The sequence below is a fragment of the Halomonas heilongjiangensis genome, assembly GCF_002879645.1.
GTDB classification, from domain to species: domain Bacteria; phylum Pseudomonadota; class Gammaproteobacteria; order Pseudomonadales; family Halomonadaceae; genus Halomonas; species Halomonas heilongjiangensis.
The window spans coordinates 161,050-176,701 of sequence record NZ_PNRE01000036.1 but is presented as its reverse complement, the minus strand read 5'-3'; the positions used below and the strand labels follow the sequence as shown (position 1 = coordinate 176,701).

Here is a 15,652-nt window from a genome sequence, read left to right as displayed (position 1 = left end):
ATGTCGCTGTGATGTCTGTGAATAGGGGCAAGAGGTTCAGAAGAATTTTCCATTCCAATTCCACAGGCCAGTAAAGGAGATATGCCATGGCCCTTTTCAAGCTGATGCCCAGGAAGGAACAGGGTGCAGATGGGGTGAGCGGTTCCGGTGGCGGCGGCATCGATGTCAACGAGCTGAAGAAGGTCTTCGATGAGGCCGCCCAGAAGTCCATGGAGGTCAGCAAGGTCAAGACCGAGGGGAACACAGAGGTCGACACCGCCAGGGCGGCGCGGCCGAATAACTGACGTTGTCCAGGCGGGCGGTGGTGTCATCGCCCGCCGCATCACGCCTCTGGTGTTGGTAATAACCGACACTGTGCGCGAGGGTCGCACGATATTTCTATCACGGGTCACTCGCCCTTGGGGACGGGTGGCATGAGTTCCTGATGGCAGGTGTCCTCATGGCCTCCGCATTCATGACATCGATAAGCGCCTTCCTGTTACCGACGACCGACGTCTTCTCGACGCTGGAGGTCACGCACGGTCTCCACCGTGGAGTCGCCATTCCCGTCGAACAGCCGGTCTGTCGGATCGGGTCTTCGCGGCAGGCCGACGTGATGCTGAGTGACGATGCCGTTGCCGCCGAGCATGCCACCCTGCGCTTCCATGCCCGCATGGTCGCCATCGAGGCCGTGGGGGGAGACATCGAGGTCAACGGCAAGCGGCTCCCGCAGGGGACCGGCTGGCGAACCGCGCTGCCGGTGACGCTCGATATCGGTGAGGCGAGGCTGCAGCTTTCCCGGCCGGAACTGTCCTTGCCGCCGGCCGTGCAAGCCATCCAGGCAATCGGTACACGTGTCTGCCGCGCCACGGGAGAGTCCGCCACTGGTGTGCTGCAAGTGGCCAGGCAGAGGCTTCCCCCCGCTCTCCAAGCCATTGGCGGGTTCGCTGCCCCCGGCCTTGATGCCATTCATCGGGCGCTTTCCCCGATTTTCCTGGGCGTGAGGCGGTTCGTCTCCCCCGGTGCCCGCTGGCTCGGTAGGTGTCTGGCTCCAGCATCCCTGTGGATCCGCGAACAGGGGAGCAGGATTCCGGTCCCGAAGCGCTGGCGTGAACGCCTGATGCCTCGCCGTCGCCCTGTGCCTGGTACCTTCGTCAAGCGTAGTGCGGCCGTCACGGCGCTGTGCATGGCGGTGGTACTCATCGGCACTTATCAATTCGTCGGTGTCGGCAAGGCTGGCGCCAGCATTTCTCCCGGCGCCTTGCATTCCGCCGCCATCCTGCACCCAGAGGCGGCCGAGGCCGCGCGGTTGCTCATGGCACCCTCCATGTCGCCCGGCGAGGCACTGAGTCAACGGCTGGCCGAAGCCGGTCTCGACAGCCTGCAGGTCCAGGATGCCGGTAGCCACCTGGTCGTTTCCGGAGAGTTCGCTCCGGACAGATACGATGCGTGGCGCGACGTGCAGCGCTGGTTCGACCAGCACCACGGCAGCCGCCAGGTATTGATCAGCGATGCCCGGCCGGGCCTGGCGCTCGACGCACCGGCCTTTCAGTTCCAGGCGGTGTGGTTCGGTGACAATCCCTACGTCATCGACGCCCGGGGCGAGCGACTCTATCCAGGGGCCGCATTGCAGGAGGGCTGGGTGCTCGCCGAGATCGGCGACAACCGTGTCACGGTGCGCCGTGGCGACGATGAATTTTCCCTGACGCTCTAGCGGGATGGACCCGATGAAAGTCACTGCCGACCGGACCAATGACGCCCACCGGCTCCGCGGGAGCCCGGAGTCGGTGGCGCGTGTCGATGACACCGGTGGCAACCGCCCCGTCGATCCGCAACGCCAGGCCGATTTCGCTCGAGCCGTGGAAAGCAGCCAGGCACGCCGCCAGCACCACGGCTCGCTGCTCGAGCAGATCGAGCGGTTGACGCTGCCAACCGCCAGCGATCCGTCGCTCTACAGCAATGAACGCAGCATCGAACTGCTGCAGCACGTCGTCGATAACGTACTGCCACGGATGGACACTGCCGTCGACATCGCCGAGATGGCCGCCCAGGTACTCACCGAGGAGATCACCCAGCGGCTGGAGTGGGCGGAGCGCCATGCCGAGGCCGGGGAAAGCCATTGATGAACGATAGCGATCACAATGCCGCAGATCTGCTGCATATGCTGGGCCACCTCTATGCCAAGAGTGGCGACCACAAGCGTGGGCTCGTGTTGCTGCTGCTGGCCGCGCACATCGCTCCTGCCCACCCGGGCATCCTGCATACGCTGACCCGGGCCTTCATCGCTGTCGGTGACGCGCGGCGTGCACTCAATGCGATCGACCGCCTCGAGCAACTGCAAGGTCCCTCGCCCACGCTGATGCTGCTGCAGAGCCGGGCACTCTGGTCCGAGGGGCGCGAGGACGATGCCCGACTCTGCTTTCGTGAGTACCTGCAGCGTCGGGGCGACGCATGAACGGCGCCTTCACCAAGCTCAATCTCATCGCCCAACGCGCTGCGCAACGCAGCGACGTGGTGATCGCCATCTTCATCGTGCTGGCGGTCATCATGATGATCATCCCGTTACCGACCGCCCTGGTGGATGCCCTGATCGGCCTCAACATCGGTTTCAGCCTGCTGATCCTGATCGTGGCGTTCTATATCACCCATCCGGTCGAATACTCGTCGCTGCCACCGATCATCCTGCTGGCCACGCTGTTTCGCCTGGCGCTGTCGATCACCACCACGCGGCTGATCCTGCTCGAGGGGGATGCGGGTCAGATCGTCTCGGCGTTCGGCAACTTCGTCATTGCCGGTGAGGTGGTGATCGGCCTGGTGGTCTTCCTGATCATCACCGTGGCCCAGTTCCTGGTGATCACCAAGGGCGCTGAGCGCGTCGCCGAGGTGGCCGCCCGCTTCATCCTGGATGCCATGCCGGGCAAGCAGATGAGCATCGACAATGATCTGCGCAATGGCGACATCGACCAGGCTCAGGCGCATGCCAAGCGCAAGCGCCTGGAACAGGAAAGCCAGCTCTACGGGGCCATGGACGGCGCCATGAAGTTCGTCAAGGGCGATGCCATCGCGGGCCTGGTGATCCTGTGCGTCAACCTGGTCGGCGGGCTATCGATCGGCATGGTCAAGCGCGACATGTCGTTCGGCGAGGCGGTGAACACCTATTCGCTGCTGACCGTCGGGGACGGGCTCATCGCCCAGATCCCGGCACTGCTGATCGCCGTCGGCGCCGGCACGGTGGTGACGCGGGTCAGTTCCGACCACAGCGGCGACCTCGGCAGCGAGATCGTCGGCCAGCTCGGCAGGAACTCACGGGCACTGGGATTGACCGCCGTGATCCTGTTCTTCGTCGCCTTCATCCCGGGCTTCACCTCCACGGTCTTCCTGAGTCTGGCGGCAGGGCTCGGCTTTGCCGCCTGGGTGATTCGTCGTCGTGAACGCGGGCTCGCAGGGGACAGGGTGCCGGACTCCGCGCCGCTGGTGGAGGCGGCGGGAGAGGCGCCTTCCTCTTCTCCCTCGACGGCGGCATCACCGGAGCCCGGTACCACGTCGGAGGCTGCCCCGGCGAAACGGCACCGGGTGGTGCTGTCGCTGGCCACGTCGCTGGCCGAGGCGCTGGTACTCGATACTCTCCGCCAGGGGCTCGACGAGGCGCGACGCCGGGCAGGTGAAGACCTGGGCATCGACATGCCGAGCGTCGGCCTGCGTGTCGATGCGGCGCTGGAAGCGCATCACTTCGGCATCGAGCTCGATGAAGTGCCGATCATGAAGGGCGAGATACCCGTCGACCGTGCCCTGCTCGACGACGATCCCGTACACCTGGAGTTGCTCGGGGTCGAAGCTGTCAGTCACGCGCCGTTGTTGAGCCGTCGCCCCGGACACTGGGTCGCCACCCAGGAGCTCGAGCGCCTCGATGAGGCCGGCATCGGCTACCGGACGGTCGATCAGGTGCTGTGTCACTGCCTGGAGCGCATCCTGGCCCGCTACGCCGGCGAGTTCATCGGCATCCAGGAGACACGTGCCCTGCTGTCAGGCATGGAGCAGGACTATGCGGAACTGGTGGGGGAGGCGGTTCGCGTGGTGTCGCTGCAGAAGATGTCGGACATCCTGCGTCGCCTGGTGGATGAGGGCATCCCCCTGCGCGCACTGCGCACCATCCTGGAGGCGATGGTGACCTGGGGGCCGCAGGAGCAGAGCGTACCGCGCCTGGCCGAGCGCATCCGTACCGCCCTGGCTCGTCAGATCTGCCATCGCTTCGCACGAGCGGACCGTGTGCTGCCGGCCTGGGTGGTGACCCGCCAACTCGAGGAGGCCATCCGCGCATCACAACGCGATGGTGATGGCATCCCCCGGAGCGGAGGGCTCCCGGTGACACTGTCCCGCTCGCTGAGCCAGTGGTTTCAGCAGCGGCTGGACAAGCTGGACGATGACATGGCCCCCGTCGTGATCGCCTCCGCCGACGTACGGCCGGCGCTGCAGCAATGGTCGAGGCGCCATGAGCTGGACCTGCCGGTCATCGCCTGGCCGGAAGTGGCGCCGGAATTCAACCTGCAGTCACTGGCACAGGTGCGGTTGCCGCAGGCGCAGTCACGCACCGGCCCCCATGAAGCGACGAGTTCCCCCAAAGGCAAGGCCGAATGAGTGTGTCGATCAATGACAATCCACCCCCTGTGCATGGAGCAGCCCCTGTGACGGCAGCAACCTTCTCGATATCCAGAGCGCTTTTCGGCTACGCGGCGCTGGAGCGTCATCTCTCGCCCCTGGCGGCACTGCTGCTGGCGCCCCTCCTGATGCTGCTGGCGTTGCCCGGCCATGCCCAGACGGATGTCGATACCGGTGACGAGCAGGGCCTGACCCTGGAAACCGGGCAGGGGCGTATCTTGCGGTTCAGCGAAGCGGCGGCCTCGGTCTTCGTGGCCGATCCCGAGGTGGCCGACGTGCAGGTCGTGTCGCAGGGCGTCCTCTACCTGTTCGGCAAGAGTCAGGGCGATACCAACCTGATCGTGCTGAGTGACGACGATCGCACCCAGGCCTCGATGCGTCTGCAGGTGCGCGACAGCGCCCGGGTTGCCCACCAGGCGCTGCGCGGGGCGGGGGCCGATGCCCCGATCCGCCTGCGCATGGCCGGCAATCAACTGGTGGCAGAAGGCGACGGCCAGGATGTCTCCAGTGCCATCGCCACGCAGTCCACCCTCGAGAGTCACGCGCCGGAAGCGGGCGGGACACTGGACAATACCACCTACGAGGGTGGCACCCAGATCAACCTTCGCGTGCGCTTTGCCGAGGTGTCTCGCGAGGAACTGCTGCAATATGGCGTCAGCTGGAGCGCGCTGATCAACAACGGTTCCTTTTCGCTCGGCGTCTTCCCCGGCTCCCAGGCCGGCAACACCTTCGGCACCCTCGGGGCGGGAGCCGACAGCGTCGACGGCCTGCTCCAGGCCCTGCAGGAAAACGACCTGCTGCAGATCCTGGCCGAGCCCAATATCACTGCCGTCACCGGTGAGACGGCCAGTTTCCTGGCCGGTGGCGAGATCCCCATCCCGGTGCCGGTCAGCCGCGACCTGGTCGGCATCGAGTACAAGCAATTCGGCGTCTCGCTGCTGTTCACGCCGGCGCTGCTGCCCAACGACCGCATCTCGCTGCAGGTACGTCCCGAGGTGAGCAGCCTGACCGGCAGCAGCGTCGAGATCGGCGGCCTCAGCGTGCCGGGGTTGCAGGTACGCCGCGCCGACACCCTGGTCGAAGTCGGTAGCGGCCAGACCTTCGCCATCGCCGGCCTGTTCCAGCGTGACACCTTCAACAATGTCGAACGCATCCCCGTGCTGGGGGACATCCCGATCCTCGGCAACCTGTTTCGCTCGCGCCGCTTCCAGCGCAACGAAACCGAGCTGGTGATCCTGATCACGCCCTACATCGTCGAGCCGAGCTCGTCGCCGGCACCGCGTACGCCGCTGGACCAGGCAAGGGTCACCGGTGACGACGGCCGACTCGACACTCGCACCACCTACCAGGTGGAGCGGGATGACCCCTTCGGGTTTCATCTGCAATGAACGGGGGAGTGAAGAACATGAAGCATGCCTTCCGCACAGCCTGGTGGCGAGTCATCCCCCTGTCGATGCTGCTGGGCGGCTGCGCATCGTCACTCGGCCCGATCTCCTGGGAGACGGGTTACCGGCAGGTCGCGGTGGATCCCGCGGATGGCGACGCCGCCCAGCGCCTGGCGATCGTCCCCAATACCTGTCGAGCGCAACCCGACCAGACCGGCATCGTGACCTTGCCATCCGGTTGCGCCAACGATCTCAACCTGCAACGCATGGTCGAGCGTCCCGACGATCTGCTGCATGGGCGCGAGATGGGGCCCGCGTCGGCGGCGCCGGTCGCCGCGGCGGCCCGCGAGCGCCTGGACGGGCGTGAGCAGGCCAACAACCGCCGCGTTCAGCTCGAGTCGGAGGCGCGCAGCGCCACCGGCAGAAGTGCCACCACGGGGGATCTGTGAGCGCCTGGGGCCTCTTCCGCCCGGGGGCCGGCGCCCATGGCGCCGGCGGCGAGGGTCACCTGGCCATCGCCAGCCCCATGGCGCGGGCTCGCTCGACAGGGTCGGGGATCTCGCCGATGCGCTGGGCACGCTCGATCAGCGACTGGCGGAGCGCGTCGGGCATGTCCGGGATCGTGGCGCTTGCCGCAAGCTCCAGGTCCTGGGCCAGTACCAGCACCAGGATCAGGTTACGGAAGTGGCGCTGCTCGGCCAGTGGCGAATCACTGACCCGCTGCATCAGCGTGACGGCCGCGGCGCTCTCCCCGGCCAGCGAGTGTGCCAGTGCCAGGTTGGTGAGGGTGTCGGGGTCCCGGGGGGCCAGGGTCACGGCCTCGGCGAAAGCGTGCTGTGCGGCCTCTCCCTGGCCCAGCAAGGCGTGGGCGACGCCCAGTCGGCTCCATGCCTGCCGGGTATCGAGTTCGGGGGCTGCCTTCTGCAGGTTGCGTGCTGCGCCCTCGACTTCACCGAGCTGGAGCTGGGCCGTGCCCAGTCCCAGCAGCGCCTCCGCGTTCTCGATGTCGAGAGTGAGCGCAGTACGGAACGCCTCCTTGGCGGCCTCCGCGTTACCGGCGGCGAGGCGTGCCTTGCCGAGCCGAACGTGGATGTCGGGGGAGTCATCCGACATTTCCAGGGCTCGCTCGTACATGGCGGCGGCAGTCGCATGGTCGCCGCGCTGGTTGATGTCATCTGCCAGGCCGAGCAACCGGGCTTCCTCCCCTCGCGGGCCGGTGGTCGTGCAGGCAGCCAATGCCACGCAGGACAGCAGGAGAGAAAGGCGTAAATGGGGACGTCTCACTGTCGGGTTCTCCTTCTTCCGGGCTCTTCGGGGTCCTTGGAATCACGGGCAAGGACGAGTCGGGTATGCCTGTGCCGCATCAAGGACTTCATTGCATGACGTAACGCGGTGGCTGCAGCAATGGCGTGATGATTCATCGCGATATTATTCGAAACCTTCTCTCCTTGATACATCGGGTGGTGAAAATATCGAGATCGGCAATGGCACGGAAGGACGACGGGTATCCAGTCTCCCTTCCGAGGTTGGCTTGGGTATGTCCTGGGCCGGGGGGATGCCACGCAAGCGTCTCGGAAGATGGTTGCGTCTCATCGGTTTTATCATCATGACATCCGTCGTCAGTTTCGTCTGGTCAACGGATACTTCAGCCAGCGATGACGCAGGATGGCTCGGTGACGAGTGGCAGGATCGTGAGTATCGCTATGTCATCATCGATCAGGATGTTCGCGACGTATTGAAGGAACTGGGCCACAACCTGTCCATGCCCGTGGAGATTTCTCGTGAGGTAAGAGGGCGCGTGCGTGGTGATATCCGCTCCGGAAGTGTCGAGGAATTTCTCGAGCAGGTCAGTGCCTCGAATGGTCTGGCCTGGTTCTTCGATGGTGGCGCCCTGCATGTCACCACTCGCCAGGAGATGGCCCAGCGTCGCTTCGACCTGGAGGGGATCGATTCGCAGCGCCTGATGGAAGAGATCGACCGCGCCCGTATCGGTAACCCCCTGAGAGCAAGATTGATAAACGGCGACTCGACACTGCAGGCCTGGGGACCCGAGCCCTGGATCGACAGTGTGGCACGGCACGTCGAGCGCCTGAGGCAACCGGCCCCGAGAGGCCCTTCCGGGGTCCGGGTATTTCGTGGAGGAACGGCGACGGAAACCTCGGTCGCCGAATGAGTGAACTGCATAAGGAGAAGTGACATGGCGACTATCGAACCCACCGGTACTCCGGGACCCAACGACGTCGCGGGGTCCGATCAGCAGGCCTTCGATGCGGCGGTCGACAATGCCAGAGTGACGGAGATCGTCGGCGAGGCCGTTGGCTCCTTGGCGGCATCTCACCTGTTGGGCTACGCCGGGGACATGCTCAAGGACGAAGGCTGAATCTTCGCCTGGTCGCGTGCGGTGTGATCCAACGGGTGACGCCGCACTTCCCATGATGGCAGCGAGGGAGGGAGCGAGATGACCCCCACGACAGCGATAGGCGCAGGCCCGATGCCGGCGTCGGCCAGTGGCCCCGATCTCGGGGCCCTGGCCTCGCAGAATCTGTTCGAACACATGGCGAGCACATCCGGCGCGACGCTGCAGGCCGTGACGCCTGCCGAGCTGGGCGGCAACCTCATGAGCAAGCTGGAAGGCACTATCGAACGGGTACAGAACTTCTCCGGCAGGGTCGGCGGAGACGCCGGTGCACCACCGTCCATTGCCGATGGCGAAGGCATGCGCAGCGAGGAGGCCAGCGGCTTGGGTGACCCCCAGTTCGACCGCATGATCGAATCGTTCGGCGCCATGTTCGATCATGCGGTCGAGGCGCGACTGATCTCGTCCTGTGCTTCCCAGGTGTCAGGGGCCTGCACGACCTTGCTGCGGGGACAATGAGCCTTGTTCTCTACGGATCGGACCCGGGCACCACGCTCCCAGGCCGCCAGGCTGCTGCTGATCATCGTCGCTGCCCTGCTGCTGCAGGCCTGCGATGCCGAACTCTATACCGGCCTGAGCGAGCGTGAAGCCAACGTCATGGTGGCGACCCTGGCGCGGCATGGCATTCCTGCCAAGCGGGTGGCCGAGGATGAGGGGCGCATGACCGTCACCGTCGACGAGGACAGCTTCGCCGAGGCGGTCGAGATCCTCGACCGCCTCGGCCTGCCCCAGGAGAGGTTCACCAACCTCGGTGAGGTCTTCCAGAACAACAGCCTGGTGTCATCGCCGGTACAGGAACGGGCTCAGATGATCTATGCGCTCAGCGAGGAGCTGTCGCATACGGTCTCCCAGGTCGACGGTGTGCTCTCGGCCAGGGTGCACGTGGTGTTGCCCGAGAACGACCTGATGCGCCAGAACAGCACGCCGTCGTCGGCATCGGTGTTCGTTCGTCATGCCCCGGAACTCGACGTCGGCCCCTTGATCCCGCGGATCAAGACGCTGGTCGCCAATGGCATCTCGGGGCTCGCCTACGACAATGTCTCGGTGGTGCCGGTCGCTGCCATGCGGCTGGAATCCCGGGTCGACGTCGCACCGTCGACGAGCTCCTTTCTGGGCATCGCCATGCCGGCCACGAGTGTGGGGCGTGCCGGATGGATCTTCGGCATCCTCATCGTACTGGTGCTGGGACTGGCCGGTGCCCTGGGCTGGATGGCCTGGCAAAGACGCCGACGGGATACCTATGAACTGGAAACCCCGCCATGAGCTCCACTTCTCGCGTCTTGCGCCCTGGGCGATCCGCCGGCGGCAGCCCCCGGAGGCCGGCCTTCCTCGACTCACCGGCACGCTGCATCGCACCGCGATGGCTGCGCGACTGCCTGGGCGATATCGCCGACGACGCCACCATGGACAGCCTGGCAGGTCATCCCCGCTTCCAGCGGCGCTTGCTGCAGTTGTTGATCCGACGGCATGACTTGCCGCCTCCCGAGTCGCTGCCCGTGCCAGGGGCGTCCGATCTGACACTGCTGCGGCTGCCATCCGATGCCGGTGACACCCTGGTGCACTACTGCGGCATGATCTGCCACGCCATGGCCTTCGTTCGGGAGATACGTGCACCGCGGGTGGTCGCCCTCAAGGAGCGTTTCGGCGAGGCCGCCTTTGCCGCTGCACTGGCCAACCGGGAATTGGCGATCTCCGGCGCCACCTTCGCCGACGATGATGCGCTCGCCCTTGCCGTCCGTCGCGATGGCTCGGCCTGTGTCGCGGCATGGCTGTCGAGTCAGCCGGCAGAGCTCGTCGCCTGGCTACGCCTGGGACTGGCCTGCGACCTGGAAACGAGTGACGCCGGCATGACGCCGGACATTCAGGCACGGGGCGTCCCCATTACCCGCCGTGCCGCGGCCATCCTCGCCGATATCGAGCCCAGGGAATCACACCATGAACGAGCTACCGACACGTCCGAGCAAGACGATTCTGCGTAACGGCGAAGCGCAGGCATGGATAGACGGCTACGCCTTCCTCGAACGCGCCAGGGCGCGTGCCAGCGAGATCGACGCCGAGACGCGCCGTACCACCGCCACTGCCTATGCCGATGGTTTCGAGGAGGGGCGCCGCGAGGGCGAAGCCCAGGCGGCCGAACTGCTGGCACAGACCACGCAACGCGTGACGCGCTACCTGGGCGGCCTCGATCGATCGATGGCCGAGCTCTGCCTGCAGATGGTGCGCCGCATCCTGGGCGAGTTCGACGATGCCGAACTGATCGGCCGCTGCGTGCGCCAGGCGCTGTGCGAGTATCGCCATGACATGAACGTGACCGTTCGCGTCGCCCCAGAGCGAGTGGCGGATGTCGAAGCGCTGCTGGCCGCCGTGCCGGGCGCACCCGATGGCCCGGCCTATCGGGTCGAGGGCGATGCCCAGTTAGGCCCCGGGCAGTGCCTGCTGGTCAGCCCGGTCGCGGTGGTCGACGTCGGGCTCGACTCTCAGCTGACGACCCTGCGCCGTGCGCTGATGACCAGGACGGAGCCGCGTCGATGAGCGCCCCCGAGATCGATTTCGACTCGCTGCTGCCGCGCCTGGGCGAGCGCCTGGCCGAGGCCGAACTGCGCCCGGTGCACGGTCGCGTACGCCGCATCCGCGGCTTGCTGGTGCATGCCAGCGTCGATGGCACCGGCATCGGCGAGCTGTGCTACCTGCGCGACCCGCTGAGCGGCCGCCATGTGGCCGCCGAGGTGATCGGCTTCGAGGACGAGGACGCCATCCTGTCGCCGATCGGCGATCTGCAGGGCATGTCGACCCGCGCCGAGGTCATCGCCACCGGCGGCCCCCAGGGGGTGCCGGTGGGGGAAGCGCTGCTCGGCCGGGTGATCAGCCCGCTGGGAGCGTTCGTCGATGCTGCCCCGGGGGTCGATGTCGGCACCTTGAGCGCCTATCCCGTCCATGCCGAGCCGCCCATGCCGTTGTCGCGACAATTGATCCAGCACCCGCTGGCGTTGGGCATTCGCGCCATCGATGGGCTGATGACCGTGGCCAAGGGCCAGCGCGTGGGGATCTTCGGTGAACCGGGGGTCGGCAAGTCGTCGCTGCTGTCCGCCATCGTGTGCGGTAGCGAGGCGGATGTCATCGTGCTGGGGCTGATCGGTGAGCGTGGCCGCGAAGTGCGCGAGCTGCTGGACGTGCAACTGGATGCCAAGGCACGCCGGCGCACGGTCTGTGTGGTGGCCACTTCCGATCGCCCGGCCATCGAGCGGGCCCGGGCCGCCATGGTCGCTACCAGCGTGGCGGAATACTTTCGCGACCAGGGGCGCGACGTCCTGCTGCTGGTCGACAGCATCACCCGCTTCGCCCGCGCCCAGCGCGAGATCGGTCTGGCCGCCGGCGAGCCGCCGACCCGGCGGGGCTACCCGCCCTCGTTCTTCGCGGCCCTGCCGCGTCTGCTGGAACGCGCGGGGCCGGGTGCCACCGGCAGCATCACGGCGCTCTATACCGTGCTCACCGAGGGCGACGGCACCCTCGACCCGGTGGCCGAGGAGACCCGTGCCATCCTCGACGGCCACATCATGCTCAGCGCCGACCTGGCCCGACGCGACCACTTCCCGGCCATCGACGTGCTCGCCAGCCGCAGCCGCCTGATGGATACCGTCACCTCGAGCGAACAGCGCCGGAACGCCAGCCGGATACGCGACCTGCTGGCCCGCTACCGCGATGTCGAGCTGTTGCTGCAGGTCGGCGAATACCGCGAAGGCAGCGATGCCCGCACCGACGAAGCGGTCAGCAAGCACGCCGCCATCGAGGCCTTCCTGCGCCAGGACGGCGCGGAGCACAGCGATTTCGAGGAGACCCAGCGACGCATGAGCGAGCTCCTGTCATGAGCGACCGCCAGCGCCTCGAACGACTGATGATGTTGCGCGAGCGTCGCGAACGCCTGGCCCAGGCCGCCCTGCAGGAGCAGCACCACCGCTGTCAGGCCGAGGCGCGGCGCATCGACAGCCTGGACGGCGACCTGGCCCGGGAGCGCAGCGACTTCGATCGCCTCGAGCGCGAGTGGTTCGACGCCATGCAGGGCACGACCCTGTCGGCACAGGAGCTGGAACAGGCGCGGCAGGCCATCGACGATCACTACCGGCGCCAGGCCGAATTGACCGAGGCCCGACGCGCCGCCGACCTCGAGCATCGCCGGCAACTCGCCGAACGCGAGCGGTGTGCCAGCGAGTGGGTCCGCCGGACCCGTGCCAGGCAAGCCCTTGGCACCCTGCTGGAGCGTCACCGCCATGCCGACCACATCGCCGCGGAAGGGCGCCAGGAACTGGATATCGAGGACGACGCACCCCGGGGAGGAAAGTGATGGTGGAGCTCGAGGTGCCGCGCGACGATGAGCGGCAGCATGTCCCAGCGGATTTCCCGGCCGGCGCCGTGCCTCCACGGCTGCCGAGCCTGGACCCGCAGCTCGTCGACACGCTGAACGCCCTGAATCGCCCCCGCCTGGCGTTGACGCTGCCCCTTGGCGAGCGTGAGCTGCTGGTGCGACTCGACAAGGGGGCCGAGCCGGTATCCCCGTGGATCGCGATCGCGGCAAGCATCGGTGAAGCGCCAGCCGTGCTGCACGTTGCTCACGAGAGCCTGGCGGTGCTGACGGCACATCTGGCGCTGCACCGCTCGCTGTCGGAGTGCACGCCCGACCAACGGGCGCTGTGGCTGGAGTACGCCCTGCTGGAGTGGATCGAGCCCCTGGAGGAGCATCTGGGCCAGCCGATCCGGTTGCTCGGCGATGCCCCCGAGTCCGAGGCCGGGCTGCCCATTCGTCTGCCGCTGCGCCTGGAGGTCGACGGCCAGGCCTGTCGCCTGTCGCTGTCGCTGGGCGTCGCCACCGCCCGGACCCTGCTGCCACTGCTCGATGAGCACTGCCCGTGCACACCGACGTCCTGCTCGGCGCTGCCGCTGCCGCTGCAATGGATCGCCGGCTACCAGGACCTGGCGCTGGCCGAGTTGCGCAGTCTCACGCCCGGCGACGTGGTGCTGCTCGAGCGACCGGAGATGGCGGTGGCGGTTGCCGGTCGCCTGATGATCCGGGTGGCCGAGCAACGCGGCGGTCTTCACCTGGCCGTGCCACCGGCCGCCTGGCACGGCGGCGACCTCGACGCGTCTCCGGCGCCCGCGAACAACGACAACCCCCAGAGGAGGAGTGACGACATGGAAGACGACCCTCGGAAACCGGCACCGCCACGTCTGGATACGGCGACCCTGGACCGCCTGCCGGTACGCCTGGTGTGCGAGCTGGGCCGCCTGGAACTCTCCCTCGGCGAGTTCCGCGAACTGGACCAGGGCAGCGTGCTGCCGCTGTCGCGGCCGGCGGAGAACGCCGTGGATATCGTGGTCAACGGCCGGCACATGGGGCGCGGCCGGCTGGTGGAGATCGGCGACAGCCTGGGCGTGCAGATCGTGAGGCTGTCCAGTGATGAGTGACTTCGAGCCCAACCTGATCGGGATGATCATCGTTGTCGCCTCGCTGGGCCTGTTGCCACTGGCGGTCGTCACCATGACCTCGTTCCTCAAGATCGCCGTGGTGCTGTTTCTGATCCGCAATGCGCTGGGCATCCAGCAGACGCCGCCCAACCTGGTGCTGTACGGCATCGCCCTGGTGCTGACCGTGTACATCACCACCCCCCTGGTCGGCGAGATGGTCTACCAGTTCGAGAGCCACACCGGCGAGCTGGAGAACGTGGAGGACATTCGTGCAACCGGCGCGCTGCTGCGCGAACCGTTGCAGGACTATCTCTCGCTCTATGCCAACGAACGCGAGCGCGCCTTCTTCATCGATGCCACCCAGAACATCTGGTCGGAGCAGGCGCGCGAGAACCTCGAGAGCGACGACCTGGTGGTGCTGATGCCGGCCTTCGTCACCTCCGAGCTCGCTCGCGCCTTCGAGATCGGTTTCCTCATCTACATCCCGTTTCTGGTCATCGACCTGATCGTGGCCAATGTGCTGATGGCGATGGGCATGGTGATGGTGGCCCCCCCGCTGATCTCGGTGCCGTTGAAGATCTTGCTGTTCGTCGCCGTCGACGGCTGGTCGCGGCTGATGCATGGCCTGATTCTCAGCTATGGGGGGTAGTAGTAGCCGATGACGGATGACATCTTTCTGACGTTGATGAACAACGCCCTGTGGACGGTGCTGCTGCTGTCGGCACCGGCGCTGCTGGCCGCGATCGTGATCGGTTTCGGCATCGGCCTGCTGCAGGCGCTGACACAGATCCAGGACCAGTCCCTGCCGCAGTCGATCAAGGTCATCGTGGTGATGCTGGTGCTGATCGTGGCGGGGCCACTGCTCGCCGGCCAGCTGGTCAACCTGACCGACCAGGTGCTGGACAACTTCGCCGTCTGGTCGCGTTAGGTTCCGGCATGGTGTTCGACGAGATCGTCCGTTTTCTCACCGAGCTGGTCTATCCGCTGCTCGCCGCCGCGGCCATCGGCATGGCCCGGGCGATGGGCGTGATCCTGATCACCCCGGCGTTCAACCGTCTCGGCCTGACCGGCCTGATCCGCACCGCCGTCGCCGTGACCATCTCGCTGCCGATGATGGTGCCGATCTTCGCCACGCTATCGTCGATGGATTCCCTTTCGAGTTTCACCATCGCCGCCCTCCTGATCAAGGAACTGCTGATCGGCGCGATCATCGGCCTGGTGTTCGGCATCCCGTTCTGGGCGGCGGAGGTCGCCGGCGAACTGGTCGACCTGCAGCGAGCCTCGACCATGGGGCAACTGCTCGACCCGATGGGCAGCACCGAATCCGGCGTGACCAGCACGCTGCTGGTCGTCACGCTGGTGGCGCTGTTCTTCGTGACCGGTGGCTTCATGGTCATGCTCGATGGCTTCTACCGCAGCTATGCGCTATGGCCGGTGGAGGCCTTCGTCCCGGTGCTGGAAACCCGGGCCGCGCTGGCCGTGCTGGGCCTGCTGGACCAGGTGATGCGCGTCGGGGTGCTGATGGTCGCGCCCCTGGTCATCGCCATCCTGGTCGCCGATCTGATGCTTGCCTACCTGGCGCGGATGGCGCCCAACCTTCACGTGTTCTCGCTGTCGCTGGCGATCAAGAACCTGCTGTTCACCTTTCTGATGCTGCTCTACATCGTGTTCCTGGTGCCGCAGATGTTCAGCGAACTGGGGGCGTTGGGCGACGACTACCAGCGTCTCGAAGCGCTGATTCGTACGAGGTCGTGATCCC

General features: G+C 66.5%; 20 protein-coding genes. 19 read left to right on the top strand and 1 reads right to left on the bottom strand.

Going from position 1 to position 15,652, the window contains the following annotated elements; all coding sequences use genetic code 11:
- Positions 1-86: 86 nt before the first annotated feature.
- The 7 genes from C1H66_RS08620 (at position 87) to C1H66_RS08590 (ending at position 6,469) form a co-directional block, all read left to right on the top strand.
- Positions 87-284, top strand: a complete 198-nt coding sequence (locus tag C1H66_RS08620) for a hypothetical protein (RefSeq protein WP_102627478.1) — start codon at positions 87-89, stop codon at positions 282-284.
- A 140-nt stretch (positions 285-424) separates the two neighbouring features.
- Positions 425-1,693 (top strand): SctD/MshK family protein, encoded by a 1,269-nt coding sequence (locus C1H66_RS08615; RefSeq protein ID WP_102627477.1) that lies wholly within the window; start codon positions 425-427, stop codon positions 1,691-1,693.
- A gap of 13 nt (positions 1,694-1,706) precedes the next feature.
- The gene (locus C1H66_RS08610; RefSeq protein ID WP_102627476.1) at positions 1,707-2,102 is read left to right on the top strand and encodes a hypothetical protein; all 396 of its coding nucleotides are present in this window, start codon (positions 1,707-1,709) and stop codon (positions 2,100-2,102) included.
- The gene (locus C1H66_RS08605; protein ID WP_102627475.1) at positions 2,102-2,434 is read left to right on the top strand and encodes a tetratricopeptide repeat protein; all 333 of its coding nucleotides are present in this window, start codon (positions 2,102-2,104) and stop codon (positions 2,432-2,434) included. The genes C1H66_RS08610 and C1H66_RS08605 overlap by 1 nt, the downstream gene beginning before the upstream one ends.
- Positions 2,431-4,614, top strand: coding sequence for a type III secretion system export apparatus subunit SctV (gene sctV, locus C1H66_RS08600; RefSeq protein WP_102627474.1), 2,184 nt, complete (start codon positions 2,431-2,433; stop codon positions 4,612-4,614). Before C1H66_RS08605 ends, sctV begins: the two co-directional genes overlap by 4 nt.
- A 47-nt stretch (positions 4,615-4,661) precedes the next feature.
- Positions 4,662-6,023 carry a type II and III secretion system protein family protein gene (locus tag C1H66_RS08595; RefSeq protein WP_240618253.1) on the top strand — a complete coding sequence of 454 codons (1,362 nt, stop codon included), beginning with the start codon at positions 4,662-4,664 and terminating at the stop codon, positions 6,021-6,023.
- 17 nt (positions 6,024-6,040) lie between these two features.
- Positions 6,041-6,469 carry a hypothetical protein gene (locus tag C1H66_RS08590; protein WP_102627473.1) on the top strand — a complete coding sequence of 143 codons (429 nt, stop codon included), beginning with the start codon at positions 6,041-6,043 and terminating at the stop codon, positions 6,467-6,469.
- Between the two features lie 55 nt (positions 6,470-6,524).
- Here C1H66_RS08590 and C1H66_RS08585 read toward each other — a convergent pair whose 3' ends face one another.
- A complete protein-coding gene (locus C1H66_RS08585; RefSeq protein ID WP_146010701.1) occupies positions 6,525-7,304 on the bottom strand; it encodes a tetratricopeptide repeat protein in 780 nt (259 codons plus the stop codon).
- A gap of 271 nt (positions 7,305-7,575) precedes the next feature.
- On the opposite strand from C1H66_RS08585, the gene C1H66_RS22585 reads away from it, so the two are divergent.
- The 12 genes from C1H66_RS22585 to sctT all read left to right on the top strand — a co-directional run bounded on the left by C1H66_RS22585 (position 7,576) and on the right by sctT (position 15,648).
- Complete coding sequence (locus C1H66_RS22585) at positions 7,576-8,193, top strand: hypothetical protein (protein WP_146010700.1); 618 nt, start codon at positions 7,576-7,578, stop codon at positions 8,191-8,193.
- 24 nt (positions 8,194-8,217) lie between these two features.
- The gene (locus C1H66_RS08570) at positions 8,218-8,400 is read left to right on the top strand and encodes a hypothetical protein (RefSeq protein WP_102627469.1); all 183 of its coding nucleotides are present in this window, start codon (positions 8,218-8,220) and stop codon (positions 8,398-8,400) included.
- 78 nt (positions 8,401-8,478) lie between these two features.
- Positions 8,479-8,895, top strand: coding sequence for a hypothetical protein (locus C1H66_RS08565; protein ID WP_146010699.1), 417 nt, complete (start codon positions 8,479-8,481; stop codon positions 8,893-8,895).
- A gap of 3 nt (positions 8,896-8,898) precedes the next feature.
- On the top strand, positions 8,899-9,699 hold the full coding sequence (gene sctJ, locus C1H66_RS08560; RefSeq protein ID WP_102627467.1) for a type III secretion system inner membrane ring lipoprotein SctJ: 801 nt from the start codon (positions 8,899-8,901) through the stop codon (positions 9,697-9,699).
- Positions 9,696-10,415: a hypothetical protein gene (locus tag C1H66_RS23030; protein WP_205738643.1), complete on the top strand. Its 720-nt coding sequence runs from the start codon at positions 9,696-9,698 to the stop codon at positions 10,413-10,415. The genes sctJ and C1H66_RS23030 overlap by 4 nt, the downstream gene beginning before the upstream one ends.
- Positions 10,372-10,968: a type III secretion system stator protein SctL gene (gene sctL / locus C1H66_RS08550; RefSeq protein WP_102627466.1), complete on the top strand. Its 597-nt coding sequence runs from the start codon at positions 10,372-10,374 to the stop codon at positions 10,966-10,968. The genes C1H66_RS23030 and sctL overlap by 44 nt, the downstream gene beginning before the upstream one ends.
- Complete coding sequence (locus C1H66_RS08545; RefSeq protein WP_102627465.1) at positions 10,965-12,302, top strand: FliI/YscN family ATPase; 1,338 nt, start codon at positions 10,965-10,967, stop codon at positions 12,300-12,302. The genes sctL and C1H66_RS08545 overlap by 4 nt, the downstream gene beginning before the upstream one ends.
- Positions 12,299-12,775, top strand: a complete 477-nt coding sequence (locus tag C1H66_RS08540; RefSeq protein ID WP_102627464.1) for a hypothetical protein — start codon at positions 12,299-12,301, stop codon at positions 12,773-12,775. Before C1H66_RS08545 ends, C1H66_RS08540 begins: the two co-directional genes overlap by 4 nt.
- Complete coding sequence (sctQ, locus tag C1H66_RS08535) at positions 12,775-13,893, top strand: type III secretion system cytoplasmic ring protein SctQ (protein WP_102627463.1); 1,119 nt, start codon at positions 12,775-12,777, stop codon at positions 13,891-13,893. The genes C1H66_RS08540 and sctQ overlap by 1 nt, the downstream gene beginning before the upstream one ends.
- Positions 13,886-14,542 (top strand): type III secretion system export apparatus subunit SctR, encoded by a 657-nt coding sequence (gene sctR, locus C1H66_RS08530; protein WP_102627462.1) that lies wholly within the window; start codon positions 13,886-13,888, stop codon positions 14,540-14,542. Before sctQ ends, sctR begins: the two co-directional genes overlap by 8 nt.
- A 9-nt stretch (positions 14,543-14,551) precedes the next feature.
- On the top strand, positions 14,552-14,821 hold the full coding sequence (sctS, locus tag C1H66_RS08525) for a type III secretion system export apparatus subunit SctS (protein ID WP_102627461.1): 270 nt from the start codon (positions 14,552-14,554) through the stop codon (positions 14,819-14,821).
- Between the two features lie 8 nt (positions 14,822-14,829).
- Complete coding sequence (gene sctT, locus C1H66_RS08520) at positions 14,830-15,648, top strand: type III secretion system export apparatus subunit SctT (RefSeq protein ID WP_102627460.1); 819 nt, start codon at positions 14,830-14,832, stop codon at positions 15,646-15,648.
- Positions 15,649-15,652 lie beyond the last annotated feature (4 nt).